Origin of the sequence: Halorussus rarus (assembly GCF_003369835.1) — an archaeon.
GTDB classification, from domain to species: Archaea; Halobacteriota; Halobacteria; order Halobacteriales; family Haladaptataceae; genus Halorussus; species Halorussus rarus.
Window position 1 is genome coordinate 1,625,994 of the sequence record NZ_QPMJ01000001.1, and the last position, 20,232, is coordinate 1,646,225.

General features: G+C 67.2%; 21 protein-coding genes. 7 read left to right on the plus strand and 14 right to left on the minus strand.

Going from position 1 to position 20,232, the window contains the following annotated elements:
- Positions 1 to 20 precede the first annotated feature (20 nt).
- Entirely contained in the window at positions 21 to 1,322 is a 1,302-nt protein-coding gene (gdhB, locus tag DVR07_RS07810; RefSeq protein WP_115796164.1) for a glutamate dehydrogenase GdhB, read from the minus strand.
- Positions 1,323 to 1,537: 215 nt separating this feature from the next.
- Here gdhB and DVR07_RS07815 point away from each other — a divergent pair, with 215 nt between their 5' ends.
- Both DVR07_RS07815 and DVR07_RS07820 read left to right on the plus strand, forming a co-directional pair.
- Positions 1,538 to 2,794, plus strand: coding sequence for a Glu/Leu/Phe/Val family dehydrogenase (locus DVR07_RS07815; RefSeq protein WP_115796165.1), 1,257 nt, complete (start codon positions 1,538 to 1,540; stop codon positions 2,792 to 2,794).
- Positions 2,795 to 3,079: 285 nt separating this feature from the next.
- The gene (locus tag DVR07_RS07820; RefSeq protein WP_115796166.1) at positions 3,080 to 3,682 is read left to right on the plus strand and encodes an archaellin/type IV pilin N-terminal domain-containing protein; all 603 of its coding nucleotides are present in this window, start codon (positions 3,080 to 3,082) and stop codon (positions 3,680 to 3,682) included.
- A gap of 147 nt (positions 3,683 to 3,829) precedes the next feature.
- Here the strand turns inward: DVR07_RS07820 and DVR07_RS07825 are convergent, their stop codons facing one another.
- Positions 3,830 to 4,972: an acyl-CoA dehydrogenase family protein gene (locus DVR07_RS07825; RefSeq protein WP_115796167.1), complete on the minus strand. Its 1,143-nt coding sequence runs from the start codon at positions 4,970 to 4,972 to the stop codon at positions 3,830 to 3,832.
- Between the two features lie 126 nt (positions 4,973 to 5,098).
- Between DVR07_RS07825 and DVR07_RS07830 the strand changes: the two genes are divergently transcribed.
- The 3 genes from DVR07_RS07830 (at position 5,099) to DVR07_RS07840 (ending at position 9,134) form a co-directional block, all read left to right on the plus strand.
- Positions 5,099 to 6,562 carry an arylsulfotransferase family protein gene (locus DVR07_RS07830; RefSeq protein ID WP_115796168.1) on the plus strand — a complete coding sequence of 488 codons (1,464 nt, stop codon included), beginning with the start codon at positions 5,099 to 5,101 and terminating at the stop codon, positions 6,560 to 6,562.
- A gap of 97 nt (positions 6,563 to 6,659) precedes the next feature.
- Positions 6,660 to 7,469 carry an RIO1 family regulatory kinase/ATPase domain-containing protein gene (locus tag DVR07_RS07835; RefSeq protein WP_115796169.1) on the plus strand — a complete coding sequence of 270 codons (810 nt, stop codon included), beginning with the start codon at positions 6,660 to 6,662 and terminating at the stop codon, positions 7,467 to 7,469.
- A gap of 126 nt (positions 7,470 to 7,595) precedes the next feature.
- Positions 7,596 to 9,134, plus strand: coding sequence for an aldehyde dehydrogenase family protein (locus tag DVR07_RS07840; protein WP_115796170.1), 1,539 nt, complete (start codon positions 7,596 to 7,598; stop codon positions 9,132 to 9,134).
- Positions 9,135 to 9,368: 234 nt separating this feature from the next.
- Here DVR07_RS07840 and DVR07_RS07845 read toward each other — a convergent pair whose 3' ends face one another.
- From DVR07_RS07845 to DVR07_RS07875, 7 genes are all read right to left on the minus strand, one after another.
- The gene (locus tag DVR07_RS07845; RefSeq protein WP_115796171.1) at positions 9,369 to 9,614 is read right to left on the minus strand and encodes a hypothetical protein; all 246 of its coding nucleotides are present in this window, start codon (positions 9,612 to 9,614) and stop codon (positions 9,369 to 9,371) included.
- An 89-nt stretch (positions 9,615 to 9,703) separates the two neighbouring features.
- On the minus strand, positions 9,704 to 10,663 hold the full coding sequence (locus DVR07_RS07850) for a DUF7351 domain-containing protein (RefSeq protein WP_115796172.1): 960 nt from the start codon (positions 10,661 to 10,663) through the stop codon (positions 9,704 to 9,706).
- A gap of 93 nt (positions 10,664 to 10,756) precedes the next feature.
- A complete protein-coding gene (locus DVR07_RS07855) occupies positions 10,757 to 11,338 on the minus strand; it encodes a DUF7344 domain-containing protein (protein ID WP_115796173.1) in 582 nt (193 codons plus the stop codon).
- A 191-nt stretch (positions 11,339 to 11,529) separates the two neighbouring features.
- Complete coding sequence (locus DVR07_RS07860; protein ID WP_115796174.1) at positions 11,530 to 12,333, minus strand: carbon-nitrogen family hydrolase; 804 nt, start codon at positions 12,331 to 12,333, stop codon at positions 11,530 to 11,532.
- Positions 12,330 to 12,752: a CoxG family protein gene (locus DVR07_RS07865; RefSeq protein WP_115796175.1), complete on the minus strand. Its 423-nt coding sequence runs from the start codon at positions 12,750 to 12,752 to the stop codon at positions 12,330 to 12,332. Before DVR07_RS07865 ends, DVR07_RS07860 begins: the two co-directional genes overlap by 4 nt.
- Before the next feature lie 172 nt (positions 12,753 to 12,924).
- Positions 12,925 to 13,149 carry a DUF7123 family protein gene (locus tag DVR07_RS07870; protein WP_115796176.1) on the minus strand — a complete coding sequence of 75 codons (225 nt, stop codon included), beginning with the start codon at positions 13,147 to 13,149 and terminating at the stop codon, positions 12,925 to 12,927.
- A gap of 130 nt (positions 13,150 to 13,279) precedes the next feature.
- Positions 13,280 to 13,465, minus strand: coding sequence for a DUF7525 family protein (locus DVR07_RS07875; protein WP_115796177.1), 186 nt, complete (start codon positions 13,463 to 13,465; stop codon positions 13,280 to 13,282).
- A 90-nt stretch (positions 13,466 to 13,555) separates the two neighbouring features.
- On the opposite strand from DVR07_RS07875, the gene DVR07_RS07880 reads away from it, so the two are divergent.
- Both DVR07_RS07880 and DVR07_RS07885 read left to right on the plus strand, forming a co-directional pair.
- Positions 13,556 to 14,764 carry an LEA type 2 family protein gene (locus tag DVR07_RS07880; protein WP_115796178.1) on the plus strand — a complete coding sequence of 403 codons (1,209 nt, stop codon included), beginning with the start codon at positions 13,556 to 13,558 and terminating at the stop codon, positions 14,762 to 14,764.
- Between the two features lie 266 nt (positions 14,765 to 15,030).
- Positions 15,031 to 15,435, plus strand: a complete 405-nt coding sequence (locus tag DVR07_RS07885) for a DUF7528 family protein (protein ID WP_115796337.1) — start codon at positions 15,031 to 15,033, stop codon at positions 15,433 to 15,435.
- A gap of 138 nt (positions 15,436 to 15,573) precedes the next feature.
- Here DVR07_RS07885 and DVR07_RS21460 read toward each other — a convergent pair whose 3' ends face one another.
- From DVR07_RS21460 to DVR07_RS07905, 5 genes are all read right to left on the minus strand, one after another.
- On the minus strand, positions 15,574 to 15,747 hold the full coding sequence (locus tag DVR07_RS21460; RefSeq protein ID WP_162829481.1) for a hydrogenase maturation nickel metallochaperone HypA: 174 nt from the start codon (positions 15,745 to 15,747) through the stop codon (positions 15,574 to 15,576).
- A gap of 123 nt (positions 15,748 to 15,870) precedes the next feature.
- Complete coding sequence (locus DVR07_RS07890; protein WP_115796179.1) at positions 15,871 to 16,899, minus strand: phosphate uptake regulator PhoU; 1,029 nt, start codon at positions 16,897 to 16,899, stop codon at positions 15,871 to 15,873.
- A gap of 57 nt (positions 16,900 to 16,956) precedes the next feature.
- Positions 16,957 to 18,096, minus strand: a complete 1,140-nt coding sequence (locus tag DVR07_RS07895) for an ATP-NAD kinase family protein (protein ID WP_115796180.1) — start codon at positions 18,094 to 18,096, stop codon at positions 16,957 to 16,959.
- A 75-nt stretch (positions 18,097 to 18,171) separates the two neighbouring features.
- Positions 18,172 to 18,993 carry a hypothetical protein gene (locus tag DVR07_RS07900; protein ID WP_205254497.1) on the minus strand — a complete coding sequence of 274 codons (822 nt, stop codon included), beginning with the start codon at positions 18,991 to 18,993 and terminating at the stop codon, positions 18,172 to 18,174.
- A 456-nt stretch (positions 18,994 to 19,449) separates the two neighbouring features.
- Complete coding sequence (locus DVR07_RS07905) at positions 19,450 to 20,142, minus strand: competence/damage-inducible protein A (RefSeq protein WP_115796181.1); 693 nt, start codon at positions 20,140 to 20,142, stop codon at positions 19,450 to 19,452.
- Positions 20,143 to 20,232: the final 90 nt, after the last annotated feature.

Sequence of the window (20,232 nt, forward strand, 5' to 3'; positions counted from 1 at the left end):
GGGGCTGTCAGCGGTCCGCTTCAGGGCCAGAGCCCGCGGGTCGACTTGGCCTCGGCGATGCGCGAGAGCGCGACGACGTAGGCCGCATCGCGCCAGCTGATGTCGCGGGCCTCGACCTCGGTCCGGACGTCGTCCCAGGCCGAGAGCATGTGTGATTCGAGCTCGTCGTTGACGCGCTCGAGCGACCACTGCCGGCGGTTGATGTCCTGGAGCCACTCGAAGTACGACACCGTCACCCCGCCCGCGTTCGCCAGGATGTCCGGGATGACCTGAACGCCGTTCTCCTCGAGGATGGCGTCGGCGGCGAACGTGGTCGGCCCGTTGGCGCCCTCGACCACGATGTCGGCCCGCACGTCGCCGGCGTTGTCGGCGGTGATGACGTTGCCGATGGCGGCCGGGACCAGCACGTCCACGTCGAGTTCGAGGATCTTCTCGTTCGAGAGCTTCTGCGGCGCGTCGTGGGTCATCACGGCCTCGGGCTCCTCCTCGTGGGAGGGCACCGCGTGGGTGTCGAGGCCATCGGGGTCGTAGATGGCGCCGTTCACGTCGCTCACGGCCACGACGTTCGCGCCCCAGTCGTCGAGCAGGCGGGCGGCGTTCGCGCCGACGCTGCCGAACCCCTGGACCGCCACCGTGGTGTCCCCGAGGTCGTAGTCGTAGTAGTCGGCGGCCTCGCGGACGACGATGGCGACCGACCGGCCGGGCGCCTCCTCGCGGCCCTCGCTGCCGCCGACGACCGGCGGCTTGCCCGTCACCACGCCCGGGATGGTCTCGCCCTCCTGCATCGAGTAGGCGTCCATGAACCACGCCATCGTCTGGGCGTCGGTTCCCATGTCGGGCGCCGGGATGTCCTTCTTGGGGCCGACGAACTTCCGGAGTTCCTCGGCGAACCGGCGGGTGAGCCGCTCCTTCTCGTCGGCGCTCAGTTCCTTCGGGTCGACGACGACGCCGCCCTTGCCGCCGCCGAACGGCAGGTCCATGACCGCGCACTTCCAGGTCATCCACATCGACAGGCCCACGCACTCCTGTTCGCTCACGTGGGGGTGAAAGCGCAGGCCGCCCTTGTAGGGGCCCCGAACGTCGTCGTGCTGGGCGCGATAGCCCGTGAACACCTCGACGTTCCCGTCGTCGCGCTTCAGCGGAACCGCGACGCGGTGGACTTTCGTCGGGTGCTTGAGGCGTTCGATGACGCCCTCGTCGACGTCGAGATGGGCCGCGGCGTGTTCGAGCTGGCGCCGGGCCGTCTCGAGCGCGGACTCCGGCTGCTCGGTCTCTTCGCCGGTGCCCGCTTGGTCCGCGGCTTCGGTTTTGCCAGAGGACATTGGTAGGGAGTAGGTCCTCCCAGACGCTTAAAATATTAATGCTATTGATTCCACTTAGGACCTTAAACTCACACTTACGGTTCGCCCGTGATTGGGATGACGTAATTCGGAATAGCCGAAATCCGGCCGAACGAGGCCGGACGTACCCGCTTCGCTTCCGGAAACTGTATGAGTCACTGTAACGAATCCGTGACCCGACGGCGGAATTTACCACCATGTCCGAGCAAGCAAACCCCTTCGAGAGCCTACAGGAACAGATCGACGACGCCGCCGAGTACGTCGACGCCGGCGACGACGTGCTGAACCGGCTCAAACATCCCGAGCGCGTGCTGGAGACCAACCTCTCGGTCGAGATGGACGACGGCCACGTGGAGGTGTTCGAGGCGTTCCGCTCGGAGTTCAACGGCGACCGCGGCCCCTACAAGGGCGGCATCCGCTACCACCCGAACGTCTCGCGCGACGAGGTCAAGGCCCTCTCCGGGTGGATGGTCTACAAGTGCGCGGTCGTCGACATCCCCTACGGCGGCGGCAAGGGCGGCATCGTCATCGACCCCGACGACTACAGCGAGGCCGAACTCGAACGCATCACCCGGTCGTTCGCCAAGGAGCTCCGGCCGTTCATCGGCGAGGACAAGGACATCCCCGCCCCGGACGTCAACACCGGCCAGCGCGAGATGAACTGGATCAAGGACACCTACGAGACGCTGGAGAACACCACCGAACCCGGCGTCATCACGGGCAAGTCCCTCGACAGCGGCGGGAGCGCGGGCCGCGTCGAGGCCACGGGTCGCTCGACGATGCTCACCGCCCGCGAGGCGTTCGACTACCTCGACCGGGACATCGAGGGCGCGTCGGTCGCCATCCAGGGGTACGGCAACGCCGGGTGGATCACGGCGAAGCTCCTCCACGAACTCGACGCGAAGGTCGTCGCGGTCAGCGACTCCTCCGGCGCGGTCTACACCGAGGACGGCTTCAATCCCGTCGACGTCAAGGACCACAAGAACGAGACCGGCAGCGTCGTCGACTACCCCGGCGCCGACGAGGAGTTTTCCAACGAGGACCTGCTCACGCTCGACGTGGACCTGCTCGTCCCGGCGGCGCTCGAGAACGCCATCGACGGCGACCTCGCGCGGGACGTGCAGGCCGACGTGATCGTCGAGGCAGCGAACGGCCCGCTCACTCCCGAGGCCGACGAGGTGCTGGCCGAGACCGACACCTACGTCTTCCCCGACATCCTGGCGAACGCGGGCGGGGTGACGGTGTCGTACTTCGAGTGGGTCCAGAACCGCCAGCGGTTCTACTGGACCGAGGAGCGGGTCAACGAGGAACTCGAACGCATCATCACCGAGGCGTTCGACAATCTGGTCGAGACCTACGAGCGGACCGGCGCCCCCAACATGCGGACCGCGGCGTACGTCGTCGCCATCCGACGCGTCGTCGACGCATACGAGGAGAGCGGCAACTGGCCCTGAATCGGCCGCTCGGCGGGGTCCGTCCACTCCAGTGACGGCTTCGAGCGCACCGAGCATCGGGAGATCGGCCTCCGAGATTGGAAGTGCTTCGCGATGGGAGTCTTCAGTCGTAATCAAATTTTATCCACCAGATAATTCATTACAATTCGCTCACTTTCTCAACCTCATATTGTGGCTAGTGCGTCTCTACCCCCGAGACTCAAGCTCGCATAGATTATTTTCACCTGTGATAATGGTATTGGGGTTTTATGTCCTAAGTCCGAGAAGATCGACCCAGAAAGAAGCATGTTCGACATCGAAACAGAGCGGGCCGACCGCGGTCAGGTAGGTATCGGCACCCTCATCGTGTTCATCGCGATGGTGCTGGTGGCCGCCATCGCGGCCGGCGTGCTCATCAACACCGCGGGCTTCCTCCAGACCAAGGCCGAGCAGACCGGCGAGGAGAGCACCGCGAGCGTGACGAACCGGGTGAACGTCGTGAGCAGCGTCGGGGTCGTCGGCAACGACGAGACCATCCATCTGGTCAACCTCACCGTGATGAAGAACTCCGGGTCGGGCGACATCAACCTCTCGACGGCGACGGTCGAGTGGCTCGGGCCTCACAGCGGAAGAATCCTTCAGAACAATACAGACGGAGGGGCAGATAAGAATCATTTCAACCTCACAGCCATTAAGGACAAGAAAAATACCTTCCCTGTCTTGCATAACCAAGAGGACCGGTTCCGGATTACTATCAACCCTGATAAGATATCGGATGACGTCGACGAAGAGGGTGGCCTCGAAGGCGGTGAAGAGTTCACCATCAAAATCGTGACGTCGGCGGGTGCGATGACCTACCACCACAGCGTCCCGCCGTCGCTCTCGCAGAAGGACGCGGTGCAGCTCTAACCGGTTCTTCTCCCGTTCTCTTCGCCCGTACTCTACTCGTAATAGCGGAGCGACCGACTGCACGTCTTAGCTCGCACCTCCGAATCTGGGAGATAAATTACGCGAAACGAGAACGGACGTTTACGGCCCGAGTTCCTCACATCGCCTTCAGAGCCCGAGTTCCCGCCCGACGACGAGGTGCTGGATCTCGCTGGTCCCCTCCCCGATCTCCATCAGCTTCGCGTCGCGGAAGAACCGCTGGGGCGCGAAGTCCTCGGTGTAGCCGTAGCCGCCGAGCGTCTGGACCGCGTCCTCGGCGACCTCCCGAGCGGCCTCGCTGGCGTCGAGCTTCGCGAGGGCGCTCTCGCGGGTGACCGACTCGCTCTGGTCGTACCGCCAGGCCGCGCGGTGGGTCAGCAGGCGGGCTCGCTCGACCTTTCGGTCCATCGAGACCACCTTGTTCCTGATGGCGTCGAACTTCGAGATCGGCTGGCCGAACTGCTCGCGTTCCTTGCTGTACTCCTTGGCGGCCTCGTAGGCGCCCTGGGCCAGCCCGGTCGAGAGCGCCGCGATGGAGATGCGGCCGCCGTCCAGCGTCTTCTTGGTCTGATTCCAGCCCTCGCCCTCCTCGCCGAGCAGACGGTCCTCGGGAATGCGGACGTCGTCGAGCTGGATTTCACAGGTGGGCGAGGCGTTGAGCCCCATCTTGTCCCAGACGGTCGTGACCTCGAAGCCGTCGTCCTCCTCGGGGTCGACGATGAACGTCGAGATGCCGTCGTAGCCGGCCTCGGGGTCCGTGACGGCCTTGACGAGGACCGACCCGGCGACGTTGGCGTTGGTGATGAACTGCTTCGTGCCGTTGAGGACCCATTCGTCGCCGTCCTTCTCCGCCATCGTGTCCATGTCGCTGGCGTCCGACCCGCTGCCGGGCTCGGTCAGCGCCCACGAGCCGAGGTACTCGCCCTCCGCGAGCGGACGGAGCCACCGCTCTTTCTGCTCTTCGGTGCCGAACAGCTCGATGGGCTTGGAGGCCAGCGAGACGTGGGCCGCGTAGGAGAGGCCGACCGACCCGGAGACGCGGCCGAGCTCCTCGGTGACGAGCGCGTACATGAGCTGGTCGCCGCCCAGTCCGCCGTACTCCTCGCCGACCGGGACGCCCATCATGTCGAGGTCGGCGAGCTTCTCGAAGATGTCCTCGGGGAACCGGTGTTCGTCCTCCATCTCCTGGGCGACGGGCTCGATCTCCTCGTCGCAGAACCGACGCACCTCGTCGCGGATCATCTGGTGCTCGTCGGAGAGTCCGAAATCCATGCGCAAATTTTGCGCGAGCCGGAGTATAAAGTCACCGAAGCGAGCGGTCGCGACGCTGGTGGAGTACTCCGGCTCCCAGCCGTTACCGCCGTAACGCTGTTGACCGGGACGGGCGTATCAGCCCGCGTGAATGCCCACACGCCGACTCGGGTCGCGCTCGGCGCCGTCAGCCTCGGACTGGTCCTCGCGCTCGCGGCCGGATTCGTCACCGCCGGACAGTCGCCGAACGCCCGGTACGACCGCTCGGCGGAACTGGCTCCCGGCGTCCGGGAGGGGGTCGCCGAACCCCGACCGGGGGTCACGGTGGTTACCGTCCAGCGGGGCGACATGCGCGGCCTCTCCGGCGAACTCGTCGCATTTCGGCCGAACGGGACCGTACTCTACCAGACCGAGCGGTACAGCTCCTACTGGGACGTCGACCCGAGCCTCAGGGGTAATCGGACGGTCACCTACGTCGCCACGAAGTGGCTGAACGAGTCGGTCTGCGGCGGCGGTCCGCTGCTTTCCGACCGCGGCGACTGTCGGCGGAACGTGGTCGAGCGGCTGAACCTGACGACGGGCGAGCACACTCGACTGTACAGCCACCGGATGGAGGGCGGCCGGTGGCACGACGTCGACGTGATAAACGACTCGCACATCCTCGTCGGCGACATCGGCAACGAGGCGGTCTTCGTCGTCGACACGACCTCGGGCATCCGGGAGTGGACCTGGACCGCCGAGAGCGACCTCCCGATCACGGGCGGCGGGAGCTACGACCGGGACTGGGTGCACATCAACGACGTCGAACTACTCGACGACGGCCGCATCATGGTCGACCTCCGCAACCAGGACCAGGTCGCCTTCCTGAACCGGAGCGGCGGGATGATCGCGAACTGGACGCTCGGGAGCGAGAACGACTACGAGACGCTGCGGGAGCAGCACAACCCCGACTACATCCCGAAGTCGGAGGGCGGACCGGCGGTCATCGTGGCCGACTCGGAGAACGACCGAGTCGTAGAGTACCAGCGCGTCGGTGGCGAGAACGGGACCGACGCCCGGTGGAACCGGACGTGGACCTGGACCGACGAGCGGATGCAGTGGCCCCGGGACGCCGACCGCCTCCCGAACGGCCACACCCTCGTCACCGACACCATCGGCGACCGCGTGTTCGAGGTGAACCGGCGGGGCGAGGTCGTCTGGAACGCGCCCGTCGACCGGGCGTACGAGGCCGAGCGGCTCGGGACCGGCGACGAGAGCGCGGGCGGGCCGAGCGCCGCGAGCGCCGACCTCCGGTCGCACGCCCCGGCGACCGTCGACGGCCCGACCGACCGGCTCGAAGAGGCGGTCCGAGGAGCGGTCCCCATCGGCGTCCAGAACGGCCTGTTGGGCTACTTCTTCCCGTGGTGGATGGGATTCTACGACGTGCTGACGGTGTTCGCGCTGGCCGGCGTCCTTCTGGTCTGGGCCGGCCTGGAGCTGTGGTGGTCGGCGCCGCTTCGGACGCCGGCGGGGCTCGGGACCGACGCGTTCCCGTCGCTCCGGTCGGTTCTCGTCCTGACCGCGCTCGCGGTCATCGGCTACGTCGGCTCGGTCGTCGCCTCGCTGGTGTGAGGCTGTCGAGGGTCGAACCGCATCGGCGCCGCGAACCGGGAGACGGAACCGGCGCGGGCAAGTGGCTTTTTCAGGGCCGGCCGCCTAGTCGCTCCCGATGGGCATCCGGCGACTGGTCCGCGGCACCATCGAGTGGCAGCGCCTCGAGGCCGTCTTCGCGGAGATGGCCCGGCGGTACGACCAGTCGGAACTCCGGGTCGAGTTCCTCGACGCCGACAACTGGCTGTCGACCCCCGCGGTGGTCGACGACCAGTGGTTCGTCAAGATCGTGACCGACCAGAACTCGCTGGTCCACGCGCTGTTCACCGGCGCGCGCAACCTCGGCGCGTTCTCGTCGGGCACGGAGGGCTTCTTCGAGCACTTCGCCGACCCGATGGAGATGTGCGAGCACGAACTCGAGGCGACCCGCCGGATGCGCGAGATCGGGCTGAACGTCCCCGCGCCGGTCGAGGCGTTCGAGGTCGACGGGATGGGCGTGCTGGTGATGGAGTACCTCCCGGAGTTCCGGATCCTCGACGATCTGGCCTCGGAAGAGGTCGAGCGGTTTGCGCCCGAGGTGTTCGGGGCGCTGTCGGTGATGCACGACAACCGGCTCGCCCACGGCGACCTCCGTGGCGAGAACGTCCTGGTGCAGGACGGGGAGGTGTACTTCATCGACGCGACCAGCGTCCGCGAGGACGCCATCGAGGAGGCCCGGTCGTACGACATCGCCTGCGCGCTCGGGGCGCTCGAACCGCTCATCGGCGCGAGCGCGGCGGTCTCGGCCGCCGCCGAGCACTACGCGCCCGACGAGCTGCTCGCTGCCCGGGAGTTCCTCGACTTCGTGAACATTCGGCCCGACCACGACTTCGACGCGGTGAGCGTCAAGGGCGAGGTGGAGAAGCTGGCCGACTCGAAGGGGGAGTGAGGTCGGGTCGGCGACCCGATAGCGGTCTGTCCCCCCGCCGTCGGGCGGAACGAGAGTCCACGTTTCGCGCGAGTGACCCGAATTGAGAGACTTTTTAGTCGTGCCCGTCCCAATTTTTGCCAGAGCATGAGCCAACAAGCCAGCGAGGAGACCTACGAGCACTACATCGGCGGCGAGTGGACCGAGGGGCGCGGCGACGAGACGTTCGAGAGCGTCGACCCCTCGAACCGGGAGGTCCTCGGGGAGTTCCACCGCGGGACCGAGGCGGACGTCGACGCCGCCCTCGCTGCCGCCGCGGACGCCGAGGAGGAGTGGCGCGACCTCTCGTACATCGACCGCGCGGAGTACCTCTGGGACGTCTACCACGAGCTCAAGGACCGGACCGACGAGCTCGGCGAGATCGTGACCAGGGAGTGCGGCAAGGAGATCTCCGAGGGGAAGGCCGACGTGGTCGAGGCCGCCCACATGGTCGAGTGGGCCGCGGGCAACGCCCGTCACCCCCACGGCGACGTGGTCCCGTCCGAGATCCCGAGCAAGGACGCCTACATGCGCCGCAAGCCCCGCGGCGTGGTGGGCTGCATCACCCCGTGGAACTTCCCGGTCGCCATCCCGTTCTGGCACATGGCGCTCGCGCTGGTGGAGGGCAACACGGTCGTCTGGAAGCCCGCCGAGCAGACGCCGTGGTGCGGCCAGATCATCGCGGAGATGATGGTCGACGCCGGCATCCCCGAGGGCGTGTTCAACATGGTCCAGGGCTTCGGCGACGCCGGCAACGCCATCGTCGAGGACGAGCGGGTCGACACCGTGCTGTTCACGGGTAGCAGCGAGGTCGGCCACAAGATCGCGGGCAAGGTCGGCGGCGAGCCCGGCAAGCTCGCTGCCTGCGAGATGGGCGGGAAGAACGGCATCGTCGTCACCGACGAGGCGGACCTCGACGTCGCGGTCCACTCGGCCATCATGTCCTCGTTCAAGACGACGGGCCAGCGCTGCGTCTCCAGCGAGCGCCTCATCGTCCACGAGGACGTCTACGACGAGTTCAAGGAGCGCTACGTCGAGCTCGCCGAGAGCGTCTCCGTCGGCGACCCGCTCGACGCGGACACCTTCATGGGCCCGATGGTCAACGAAGAGCAGGTCGAGAAGTTCGGCAAGTACAACGACCTCGCCCGCCAGGAGGGCGCGAACGTGCTGGTCGACCGCGAGGAGCTCGACGACGACGAGATCCCCGAGGGCCACGAGGACGGTTTCTGGGTCGGTCCGTTCGTCTACGAGGTCGACTACGACACCGACCTCCGGTGCATCAAGGAGGAGGTGTTCGGCCCCCACGTCGCGCTCATCGAGTACTCGGGCGACATGGACCGGGCCATCGAGATCCACAACGACACGCCCTACGGGCTCGCCGGCGCGGTCATCTCGGAGGACTACCGCCAGATCAACCAGTTCCGCGACGAGGCCGAGCTCGGCCTGGCGTACGCCAACCTGCCGTGCATCGGCGCGGAGGTCCAGCTCCCGTTCGGCGGCGTCAAGAAGTCCGGCAACGGCTACCCGAGCGCCCGGGAGGCCATCGAGGCGGTCACCGAGCGGACGGCCTGGACGATGAACAACTCGAAGGACATCCAGATGGCACAGGGGCTGTCCGCCGACATCAAGACCGAGAGCGACGATTAGACCGCGGGACACATCGTCGGGTGGTCGAGTACGTCTAATCGCCGTTCCCGCAGAATCCGACGATTGAACAGCGAGGTCCTCGTGGCCGAGCAAATTCAGCCATAACGTTCGCAGATTCGACGACCGAGCTGTGGTGTCTTTTCGGCGTACGCACTCACTCTCGCTCACGTTTCGAGCGACGATCAGACTCGTGCCACAAGTCGCCGAGAAGTTCCGGAGCAGGGGACCGCCCGGTCACGAACAGCCGCAGTCGCCCGAACAGCCGCAGTCCGAGGCGCCAATTGCGTCCGGGCCGCGCAGGAAGAGGATCGCCCCGGCGACCAGACCGAGGCCGCCGACCGCGATACCGGACACCGTTCCGACGGCCGGAACCGAGACCGGTTCCGGGGGAACCAGCGTGCCGACGCTGAGACCCACGACGACGCCGGCAATCATCTTGATTGTTCTCGCACTCGCGATCGCGTTCCTGATTCGGTTCACGAGGGATGGTAGCGCTGAATCGACTGTAAACGTTTTCAGAACGGCGGTTCTGTTCGTTGAGCGTCACTTATCCCGGCCGTCCGATGTCCTCAGACCACACTGCGTTCCGTCTGGACGACCTGAAGGCGGTCGTCGAGGACTACCCGCAACTGTTCGCCATCGATCTCGTACGGGACCGCGACCGACACCGGGTCCGTTCCGACGACTTCGATGCTCTCTCTCGCCGCGGCGATCGGGTCGTTCCACCAGCGCGAACGCGCCGCCTCCCGGCCGTGCTCGGCGAAGAAACCGACGACTTCGGGCGCGGTCACCGCGACGTTCGCGGGGTGACCGGCGAGACTGGTCGCACACTCCTCGCACGCGAGCACCGCGTACGACTCCAGACACGACAGCGGGTCGCCGCCGCAGCTGTCGGCGACCGACTCGTTGTGCCCGAGCCGTCGCTCGATTCGACCGCCGCAGCCGTGACAGACGCCGCGACGCATCACGGCGATCTTGTGGTGCCGACGCCGGTAGACCGCGTCGAGCAGTTCCGACTGCGAGCGGACCTCGACCCCTCGAGTCGGGAAGTGCGCGGCGTCGAAGAGTCGCTCGCGGCCCTCGCACTCGACGATGAGCACGTGGTCGGGACGGTACGACGCCGCGAGCCGCCCCTCGCACTCGGGACAGTCGCCGACAGGGAACGGGTCGACGGCGAGTCTGTCGGTCAGCGTTCCGGCGACGAACGCCTGGTGGAGCATCTGTCCGGGAAGACTGAGACCGTAGCCGTCGTCGCCTTTCTCGACGAACGTCCCGACGAGCTTGTCCAGGTGGTAATTGAACCGACCGCTGTCCTCGACGCCGGTCCGCTCCATCAACTCCGTGAACGTCAGGGCGTCCGACGTGGCGGGGTCGGCCGACCGCGCCTCACCGAGTTCGAGAACGATGGTCGCGCGCGTCGGTTCGCCGACGATGGAGAGCGCCTCGTCGAGCGAGAGCGACGCCGCTCGCTCGGGACCGTTCCCGAGGTCCGGCGACTCACGGTCGGTGCTGCTCGCGTCGTTCGACATACCTCGGTGTTCGAGCGGGGGCCTCTTCGGTGTTCTGTCGGGCGGGAGCGACGACGGGACGACGAGGCGAAGAAGGGCGGGGCGAAAGCGAGTTCAGTCGACGTAGCGCAGCAGCTTCGGCCCCTCGACCGCCATCACGAACGAGACGCTGAGCATCATGAACGTCACCGTGAGCAGGCCGTAGAGGTCCTCGGTCCCGAAGTGGGTCGCCGGGGCGGTGCCGAGCCAGTTGCCGGCGATGGCGGCGCTGCCGACCACCGCGGTCCAGAGGAAGTAGCGGCTCCACTGGTGGGAGGGCCGACTCTGTCGGGGTTCATCGACGTCGAGGAAGCGGCGGAGCCGGTCGGGGTCGGCGGTCAGTCTGACCGTCCGCTCGGCGGCGTCGTAGGTCACGACGTCGTTGTCGCTCAGGCGGGGGATGTGGGTCTGGTAGAGCGAGGAGTACACCTGCTTGCGCTGGCGCGAGGTGAGGTCGGCGACCGGCGTGTCGTTCTCCCACGCCGCGATGCGCGCGCTGAGGTCGGTCAGGGTTATCTCGGGGTCCTCCAGCAGGTGGCGGAGGAGTCGCCGCCGCCGGGAGTTGCCGAGCAGGTCGAACATCGTCTCCCGGGAGGGGCCGGTCGGGGCCTCCTCGCTCGCGTTCTGTACGCCGGTTCGAGTCGTCGCGTTGGCCATCTGTCCGTTATGTGGCCATTATCTTACAGCGTAATTAATATTCGGGTCTTGACTCTTGTGGCCGCGAGACGACCGAATAGCCCCGTTTCGGTCGAGCGACGGCCCAGTGCGGCCGATAGTAAACTGTGGAAAACGAGAGAGGAGTTTGGTCCGAGTCCGCGTCCCGCGTCCGGAGCGTCACGCTCGGAGCGTCAGATTCGCCGGTCGCGCCACGCCGGGAACTCCTCGCGGACGGCCGCGACCCGATCCGGGTCGACGTCGGTGACGACGAGCGCCGGGTCGTCGCCCGTGCTCGCCAGCGTGGTGCCCCAGGGGTCGTACGCCGTCGAGCGCCCGAGGAGTTCGGCGTCGTCGAAGTCGCCCGACCCGTTGATCGTGGCGACGAACAGTTGGTTCTCGACAGCGCGGGCGCGGGGCAGGAGCTTCCAGTGCTCGACGCGGGGGTACGGCCACGCGCTCGGGACGAGGACGAGGTCAGCGCCCTCCGCCGCGATGGAACGGAACAGTTCCGGGAACCGGAGGTCGTAGCAGGTCGTCATCCCGACCGTCGTCCCTCCGAACTCGGCGACGCCCAGGCTCTCGCCGGGCACGAGCATCCGAGCCTCGGCCGATTCGTAGCCGAACAGGTGGTGCTTGCGGTACACCGCGAGGCGCCGCCCGTCGCGGTCGAACAGGACCGACGTGTTCGCCAGCCCCTCGTCGGCCGGCGTCTCGACGCTCTCGGTCTCTGCGAGGTCCTCCACGATGCTGCCCGCGAGGACGCCCACGCCGTGCTCGCTGGCCGCGTCGGCGATGCGGGTCAGCGTCGGCCCCTCGACGGGTTCGGCCGCGCGCTGGTAGGAGTCGAACGCGAAGTAGCCCACGTTGAATATCTCCGGGAGCGCGACGAGGTCGGCGCCCCGGTCGGCGGCCTCGGCGACGGCCGCCTCGGCGCGCTCGCGGTTGTCCTCGACCGCGGCGGACTCTATCTCGAGCTGGGCGAGCGCGAGCCTCACGCCGGAACCGCCTCCCGGAGCGCGGTCTCGAGGTTGTCGAGCTCCTCGTCGAGGTGCTTCCTGAAGTAGCGCTCGATGCCGGGCATCCTCCCCTCGACGGTGAACCGGTTGATCAGCTGGCTCCCGTCCTCGGTCTCCCGTATCTCGTGCTCGCCGGTGACGCGGAGGGCCGACGACCGGCCGACGAACTTGACGTACCGCGGCGGGTCGCGCTCGACGTCCTCGGTCTCGACCGGGACGGTCCTGTCGAGGAACGGGATCGGGAGCTTGATGTGCCAGATCGACTGGTTCTCGCCGACGACCTCGTAGTCGTCGACGACGCTGATGGCGGTAGCTCGCTTCTCCGGGTCCGCGATGAACTCCCACACCTCCTCGGGCGCGACTGCCATCTCGAACGTTCGCTCCACCCGGATTGTCATACCGGTCGTTCGGGACGCGCTCTCAAAAACCCGCCGGACCTTCCGTCGCCTCCGTCCCTGAATTACACCGAAGCGTCGGCGCATCGCGGTCGGGCGTCCCGGTCGTTATCGAAGACGGCGGGGATTGCCTCCGCGAGGTAGCGATTCTCCTGCCGCGGCGAGCTGCTCGGCGCTATCCCGGCGTCACCTTCCAGGTCGTCGACTTGGCGCGACCCCACTTCTCGATGTCGACCTCCTCGGTCTTCTCGGCGAGCTCGGGCAGCCTGACGCCGACCTGCTTCGAGGAGAGCCCGAGCTGCTCGGCGATGTTCTTCGACCGGAAGTACCGCTCGCCCTTCGAGACGCTCTCGCGGAGGTAGGCAACGATCCGTTGCTCCTCGTCGGTGTAATCGGTCATCCTCTACGGGGTATAGGGGGTTGCGACCCTTAACGATTTCCCGTGGGAAACGACCCGCATCGGGAGATGACCGGCGTCTCGGCGGGTCCGGGGTACCGGACGTTACGACCGTGAAACGGACGCCGCGGTGTTACCAGAAGAGGTGAACCGCGGCGACCGCGAGGACGCCGGCGGTCACCGCCGCTGCGAAGCCCCACGCGGCGAGTTCGGTGCCCGGCGCGACGAACATTGCGACCGTCGCACCCGCCGCCAGCAGCGTGAACAGCGTCGCGAGTCCGATACCCTTGTCGCTCCCGACCGTCTCGGTTTCGGCCATACGTGTCGCTTCTGGCGACCGGAACTTAGTTCATTCTACTCGCCGATAGGTGACGGTAGCTTTTACGGGGTGGAGTGCGGGCCGGGGAGTATGGCACTCTCGCTCAAGTCCGCGTTACTCGGGAGCAAGCTCCGAATTCTGTTCTCGGTCGTACTACTGGCCGGCGTCGCCGTCGCCGGCGGCGTGTCGCTGGGCGTCCTCGGCGCGCCCAGCGTCGGCGGAATCAACAACAGTTTCGGCAACGTCACCGAGGACACGACCGAGATACGGACCGACATCGCCGTCAGCAACCCCAATCCCGTCGGGGTGAGCCTCGGCGGCGTCTCGGTGTCCTACGACGTGACGATGAACGACGTGGCGATGGCCAACGGGACGAAGGAGGGCGTCTCGGTCGGCGCCGGGAACAGCACGGTCGAGCTCGCTACCCTGATGGACAACGACCGGATTCCGGCGTGGTGGGTCAGCCACGTCCGGAACGGAGAGCGGACGACGCTCCGCGTCGACGCCTCGGTCCGCTCGGCCACGCTCGGGCGTCGCTTCGAGGCGCCGCCGGTCGACCGCGAGATCTCGACCGACCTCATCTCGCAGTTCAACTCGACCGAGACGCGACCCGTCAACGCGAACCGGCCGCTGGTCTCGGACCCCGTCGCGTACGTCAACGAGACCGGCGCCCGGTGGGGGGAGGTGACGAAGTCCGAGACGCCCATCGCCCTGCGCTTCGAGGTGTACAACGCCAAGACCCTCCCGCTGGCGATCACCGAGATCGGGTACAACATCACGATGAACGACGTCGCGGTGGGGAGCGGCGAGAGCCAGACCGGTCACGTCATCGAGGGCCACTCCTCGGAGACGATCGAGACCCGGACCGTCATCCGGAACGCCAGGCTCGACGACTGGTGGGTCTCGCACCTCCGGAACGACCAGGTGACCGAGCTCCGCATCGACTTCTACGCCCGGGTCGAACTCGCCGGCGAGACGTTCCGGATCCCGCTCGACGGGATGACCTACACCAAGACCATCGAGACCGACATCCTCGGGTCGAAGGGCGCGAGCGACGGCAGCGAGTCGAACGCCGCGACCACGGCCGGCGGTGACGGCTCGGAGACCGACGACGGGAGCAAGCCGACCGCGACGACCACCGGAACGGAGACGACCACCGACGACGGGACCGCGACTGCGGAACCGGCCGCCACGACTTCCGGCGACTCGACCACCACTTCGGACGATTCGACAACTACCGGCGGGGAGACTACGACCGACGACGGACTCCTCGCCCGCAGCCCGGCGGGAATCCGGTGAGTCGACCGCCGGTGGGACGATCTCGATGATCCAGCGGACCGTTCTCGGCGCGTCGAACCACCGAGTCGGACGCTACTACTCGCCGACGGGAGGCGCAGAAATTAGGGGGTGTCGACAGAACTTTATAGCCGGCGGTACGACCTACGTTCGCATGACACGGAGTGTAGACGCTCCTGATCGAGTTCTTCTCGGGCGATGAGAACGACGTCTCGGTCCGACGGGACGGCGAGTCGATAGTGCTGGCAGTCGACGGCTGTGACTACGAACTGTCCAGAGACGAGGCCGCCCAGCTGCAGGACGCGGTCGGCGACGCACTGACCCAGCGCCGGGAGTTCTTCCGGACCGCGGGGGTCCACCGCGAGGACGGCACCTACGAGGTCTCCCGCCGGGGCGCCGACTCGGCGGGCAACTCGAAGGTGTTCGAGAGCTTCGAGGTGCTGGGCCGGCTGTACGACCGGCTGCCCGACGAGTTCTCGGCCGACGACGTCGGCCGGACCGGAATCACGGGCTCGCGGCGCCACATGCTGGTGCGGCACTTCGCCGAGCACCCGGCGTTCGACTGCGGCATCGCGCGCCGGAACCCGCTGACCGCCGAGAAGACAGGAGACACGGTAGATGAGACGGGCGACGAAACTGACGCTGCGGAGGTCGGGGTGGCCGGCGCGGACTGACGCGCTCACCTCGTTGGACGAGAATTCAGTCGAACCTCGCGGTGATATTTTTCCGAAGGCCAGTTTGCCCCGGTAGAGTACCTACTGTCTCCCTTCGAGTGCCGACGCTTCACCTGCCGAAAGCCACTGCCTTCGGACTTACGTGTCGGGTCGCATGTCGAAGCCCTCGATCTCCTTGACGTCGCTCGACCCGCACTCCGGACACTCGCCGTAGGGTTCCTCGAACGTCGCGCCGCAGTCGGTGCACTCCAGCGCGACGCCCGGTTCGTTGTCGGGGACGAGCATGTCGCGAATCGTGTCGACGATACCCATGCCGACGCTTGCGTCGCGGGCCTGAAATGGGTTGTTGCCGAAACGACTGATTTCGCCAGGGAGCGGCCCGAGCGGCGTGCAATGTCGAAAAAGGGGACGCCTGACCGGGATTCGGCGACCGACTCAGTTGATGGTCGTGTGCTCGCTCTCCTCGTTCAGCGCGAGGTTGGCCGCGATCTCGGCGTTCCGCATGGCGTACTGGGCGGTCTGCTGGAGGCTGACCAGCACCTCGCGGACCGCCAGCAGGGAGTCGTTGTCCATCTCGGGCAGGTCCGAGAGGATCTCGCTCTCGCGGTCGCTGATCTCGTGGAACAGCGCCCGGACCTCGAGGGTCTTGTCGTAGTCGCGCTCGACGGCGGCCTGGACCGCCTTCGCGGTTATCTCGTCGACCTGGTCGGTGAACTCCCGGATGCGCCGCATCGTCTGGCCGTCGACGTCGAGGGTGTGGCCGTCGGCCTCCAGCGCGATCTCGGCGATGTCCTCGGCGTTGTCCGCGGTGAGTTCGAGGTTCTTGGCGATCGACCGATAGCCGATGAGGGGGAAGCCGCTGTCCAGGTCCACGGCCCGCGCGAGCGTGGGGTTCTGGTAGGCCGTGAAGATGAGGCGGAGCAGCAGGACGAAGATCTTGTTCGCCTGGCGCTCGCGGTTGAGCGCGCGCTCGGCGAGGTCGGGGTTGCCGTGGGCGAGCGCCTTGACCGCCTCGCCCCGCATGGTCGAACCGGTGTTCTCCAGGCGCTCGAGCAGGTTGTCGAGGCTGAAGTCCTCCGGGTCGACCGAGCACCGGATGGCGATGCTGTCGGGGGTCTCCTCGACCACGCCCAGCCCCATCAGCTGGGTCTCGGCCTTGTACACCGCGTTGATGTGGTCGCTGTCGAGGGTCTCCTCGCTCTCGAGGTGGATGACCCGGCGCCCGAGCACGTACTGGGCGACGATGGCGCGCTCGACCGCGTCGGCGTCGAGGTTCTCGGCGTGGATTATCGCTTCGGACTCCTCGGTGTGGGCCGACTCCGGCAGCACCGTCAGCGTTCCCTTCCCGCCCATGCGCAGCGACACCTCGTCACCCTTCTCGACGTTGTTCTCCGAGGCCCACTCCGCCGGGAGGGTCATCGCCAGCGTCGAGGGGCCTAACCGTTGCACCTTTCGCGTTTCCATGTGTGCTCACTCTATCCCACAAGACCTTAAACTTCACCCGGAGTCAATAATTGTGCCTTAAACGACCTTCATCATCCTCCGTTCGAATCTGCCGACCCTGACCTTCCGCCATCCCCGCAGCGAGTCGTCGACTTCGTCGTCGCCGGTGTCGACCCTGAGGACGCCGATACCGTCGAGTTTCGGCTTCGACGCGATTATCTCGACCGAGGACCGTCGGACGACTTCCGGGGAGATCTGGTCGTTGCCGCGACCGAAGACGAACCCCTGCCCGCCGATGGGCGACACCACGACGACGTTCTTCTCGTCCAGGTGGGCCAGAATCTCGTCCTCGGTCGCGTCCTCGACCAGCACCTCGCCACCGTCGGACTCGTCCGACGAGCCTCCGTTCGCTTCGCTCTCGGAGACGCTTCGCCAAACGTCGACCCCGAGTGGAGACCCCTCGAAACCGAGTTCGTCCTTCACCGCGCCGACCGTGCTGCCCGGCCCGAGGACGTACGTCGCGCCTTCGTCGGACCGGATGTCGTCGGCCACCCCGGCCGCCAGGCTCTCGACCGTGCCGCCGCCGACCTGCTTGCTCGACTGGAGGTCCTCGGCGACCGGCACCGCGACCACCGCCCTGAGTTCGGCCCGGACCTCGCCCTCCCGGTAGGCGTCCTCGTCGATGTCGTTGACCTCGCGGTCCTCGGTCCGGTCGAAGTCGGCGGCGACCCGGCCCGCGGCCTCGGGCGTGACCGCGAACACCGCCGAGTAGACCTTCACGCCCGCGGGCACGCCGAGCACCGGAACCTCTGCGCCCTCTTCGTCGAGCGTCTCGGCCACGTCGACCGCGGTCCCGTCGCCGCCGACGAACAGTATCAGGTCGACGCCTTCGGCGACGAATCGCCTGACCGCCTCGCGGGTGTCCGCGGCGGTCGTCTCGTCCTCGCGCTCGGGACGACCGACGATGACGGGGTCGAACCCCGCCTCGCGGGCCTCGCGCTCGCCCATCTCCCCGCCGTAGGTCAGCAGGTCGACGTCGGGAGCGCCGGAGGCGTCGACGCGCTCGCGGAGCGCGCCCAGCGCGTCGACCGCCCGGTCGGGTGCGCGCGGTTCCGCGCCGCGCTCGCGGGCCGCCTCGACCTTCCCGTCGGTGCCCTTCAGACCGACTCGCCCGCCCATCCCCGCGACGGGGTTGACGACGACGCCGATGGTTCGCATGGCCGCGGCTACGGGCGTCGCGCGCAAAAGCGGTCCGATACGAGAAAAAGTCGGTAGTTCGTGCGTCGGGTCAGCTCAGTACGACTGGGTGCCCTGGAACGACTGCCCCTGGGGCTGCTGGAACGACTGGCCCGTCTGTCCGCCCTGCTGGCTCGTCTGTCCACCCTGCGGCTGCTGGTAGGACTGGCTCTGGGGCTGCTGGTGGGACGACTGACCCATCTGTCCGCCCGGCTGGCTGGACTGTCCGCCCTGCTGGCTCGTCGTGCCCTGTTGGCCCATCGACTGCTGGCCCTGCTGACTGACCTGCTCGCGGATGCCAGTGGTCGCGCTCTGCTGGCCGCCGCTGATGGAGTTGAGCAGCTTCTCGGTGGCGTCCAGCGCCTGCGTCACCGCCTGGTATGTCTCCTGGACGTGGGGCGACTGCTGGTGCTGCTCGAGGATCGGCAGCCCCTGCTGGGCGACCTTGATGAACGCCTCCGCAACCTCCGGCCCGTTGATGGAGTCGCGCGCGATGAGCTTCTCGTTCAGCGACGCCAGGTCGGCGAGGTCCTCGCAGAGCCGGGCGCACTCGGCCATCTGCGGGCCGCTCTCGATGCACTTGTCGGCGCACCACTCGGCGATCTCGACCACGCGGTCGAACGACTCCAGCGCCTGGTTGAGCTCCGGAGTCATCTCCGACTCGAACTGCTGACCGACCCGCTCGTGGGTAATCTGGTGGCTCTGGCCGCTCTGCTGGCCGCTCATCTGGGCCGACTGCATCGGCTGTTGCTGGGTGGTCCCCTGTTGGCCCATCTGGCCGTGCGTCTGCTGACCCGTCTGTCCGTGCTTCTGCTGTCCCGTCTGTCCGTACGTTTGCTGTCCCGTGCTCCCCGTCGGCTGTTGATAGTGCTGTGACATAGTTCGTTCACCCCCGCGTAGGCACCTCCTAACGTCGAGGCGCCCTCAGCGGGTGGACGGTAGTTCGCCGGAAATACGGATAAACCGGAGCGACCGTTGGCGACTGTTCAACCGGGCAATGGAGTATTTCCGTACTTACGGAGTCGAAAAAACCGATTTCCGGGGAGAAAGAAACACCCAGTTACGCCGACGTTTCCGAACCGTTCGCCGGGACAACGACGGATTTCGACCGGGCGACCGCGGGAGCGTCCGACAGGGTTGGCAAGCGTTAAGGGACCGGCACCGGAACGCTCGGACATGATAGCACTCGCAGAATCGGCGACGATTCCGGCCAACGCCGCGGGTATCGTGACCGGCCTCCTCGGACTCCTCATCACCGCCGCGTGGGTGGCGTACCTCTACCGGTGAACCGGCTGCAGGCCGCGCGTCAGCTCCGGCACTGATTCACGGATCCACCTACCGGTCGATTCCCTCGACGCGCTCGCGCAGCCATTCCGCCGCGCGTTCGAGTTCCTCTTCGTCGGTGCTCCGTAGCTTGACCCGGACGTGGTCGCCGGGGTAGCTCCCGACGGTCACGTCGAACTCCTCCCGGAGCGTCGCGAACCGTTCGACCAGCGCGCTCTCGGGCTCGTCGGCCTCCACGGTCCTGACGTGGCGGTACTCGCCCGAGAACTCGTCGGCGATGCCCTCGAACATCGCCTCCATCTCCGCCGGGACGCCCGGCAGGACGTAGATGTTCTCGACGACGCACCCCGGCGCGACGCCCTCGCGATTCGGCAACATTCGGGCTCCCTTCGGGAGGTGGGTCGTCCCCTCCACCAGGTCGGCCCGCCGGTAGTCGGTGTGGTCGGCGATCCACGCCACGGCCTCGTCGTGCTCCTCCACCGGCACGCCGACGGCGGCCGCCACGGCCTCCATCGTGAGGTCGTCGTGCGTCGGGCCGAGGCCGCCGGTGACCACCACCGCGTCGTACTCGGCCCGGAGCTCGTTGACCACCCGGGCGATGTCGGCCACGCGGTCGGGGACCACGACGACGCGCTCGACGCTCGCGCCGCGCTCGGTGAGGCGCTCGCCCAGCCACGCGGCGTTCGTGTTCACGGTGTCGCCCGCCAGCAGTTCGTCGCCGACGGAGACGAGGGCTACGTCCATGGACACGGGTACGAATCGCGGAGATAAAAAGAGGGCGTTACCCGACCTCGCGGACCGCGGTCTCGGGTTCGCGACCGTCCTCGGAGGCGA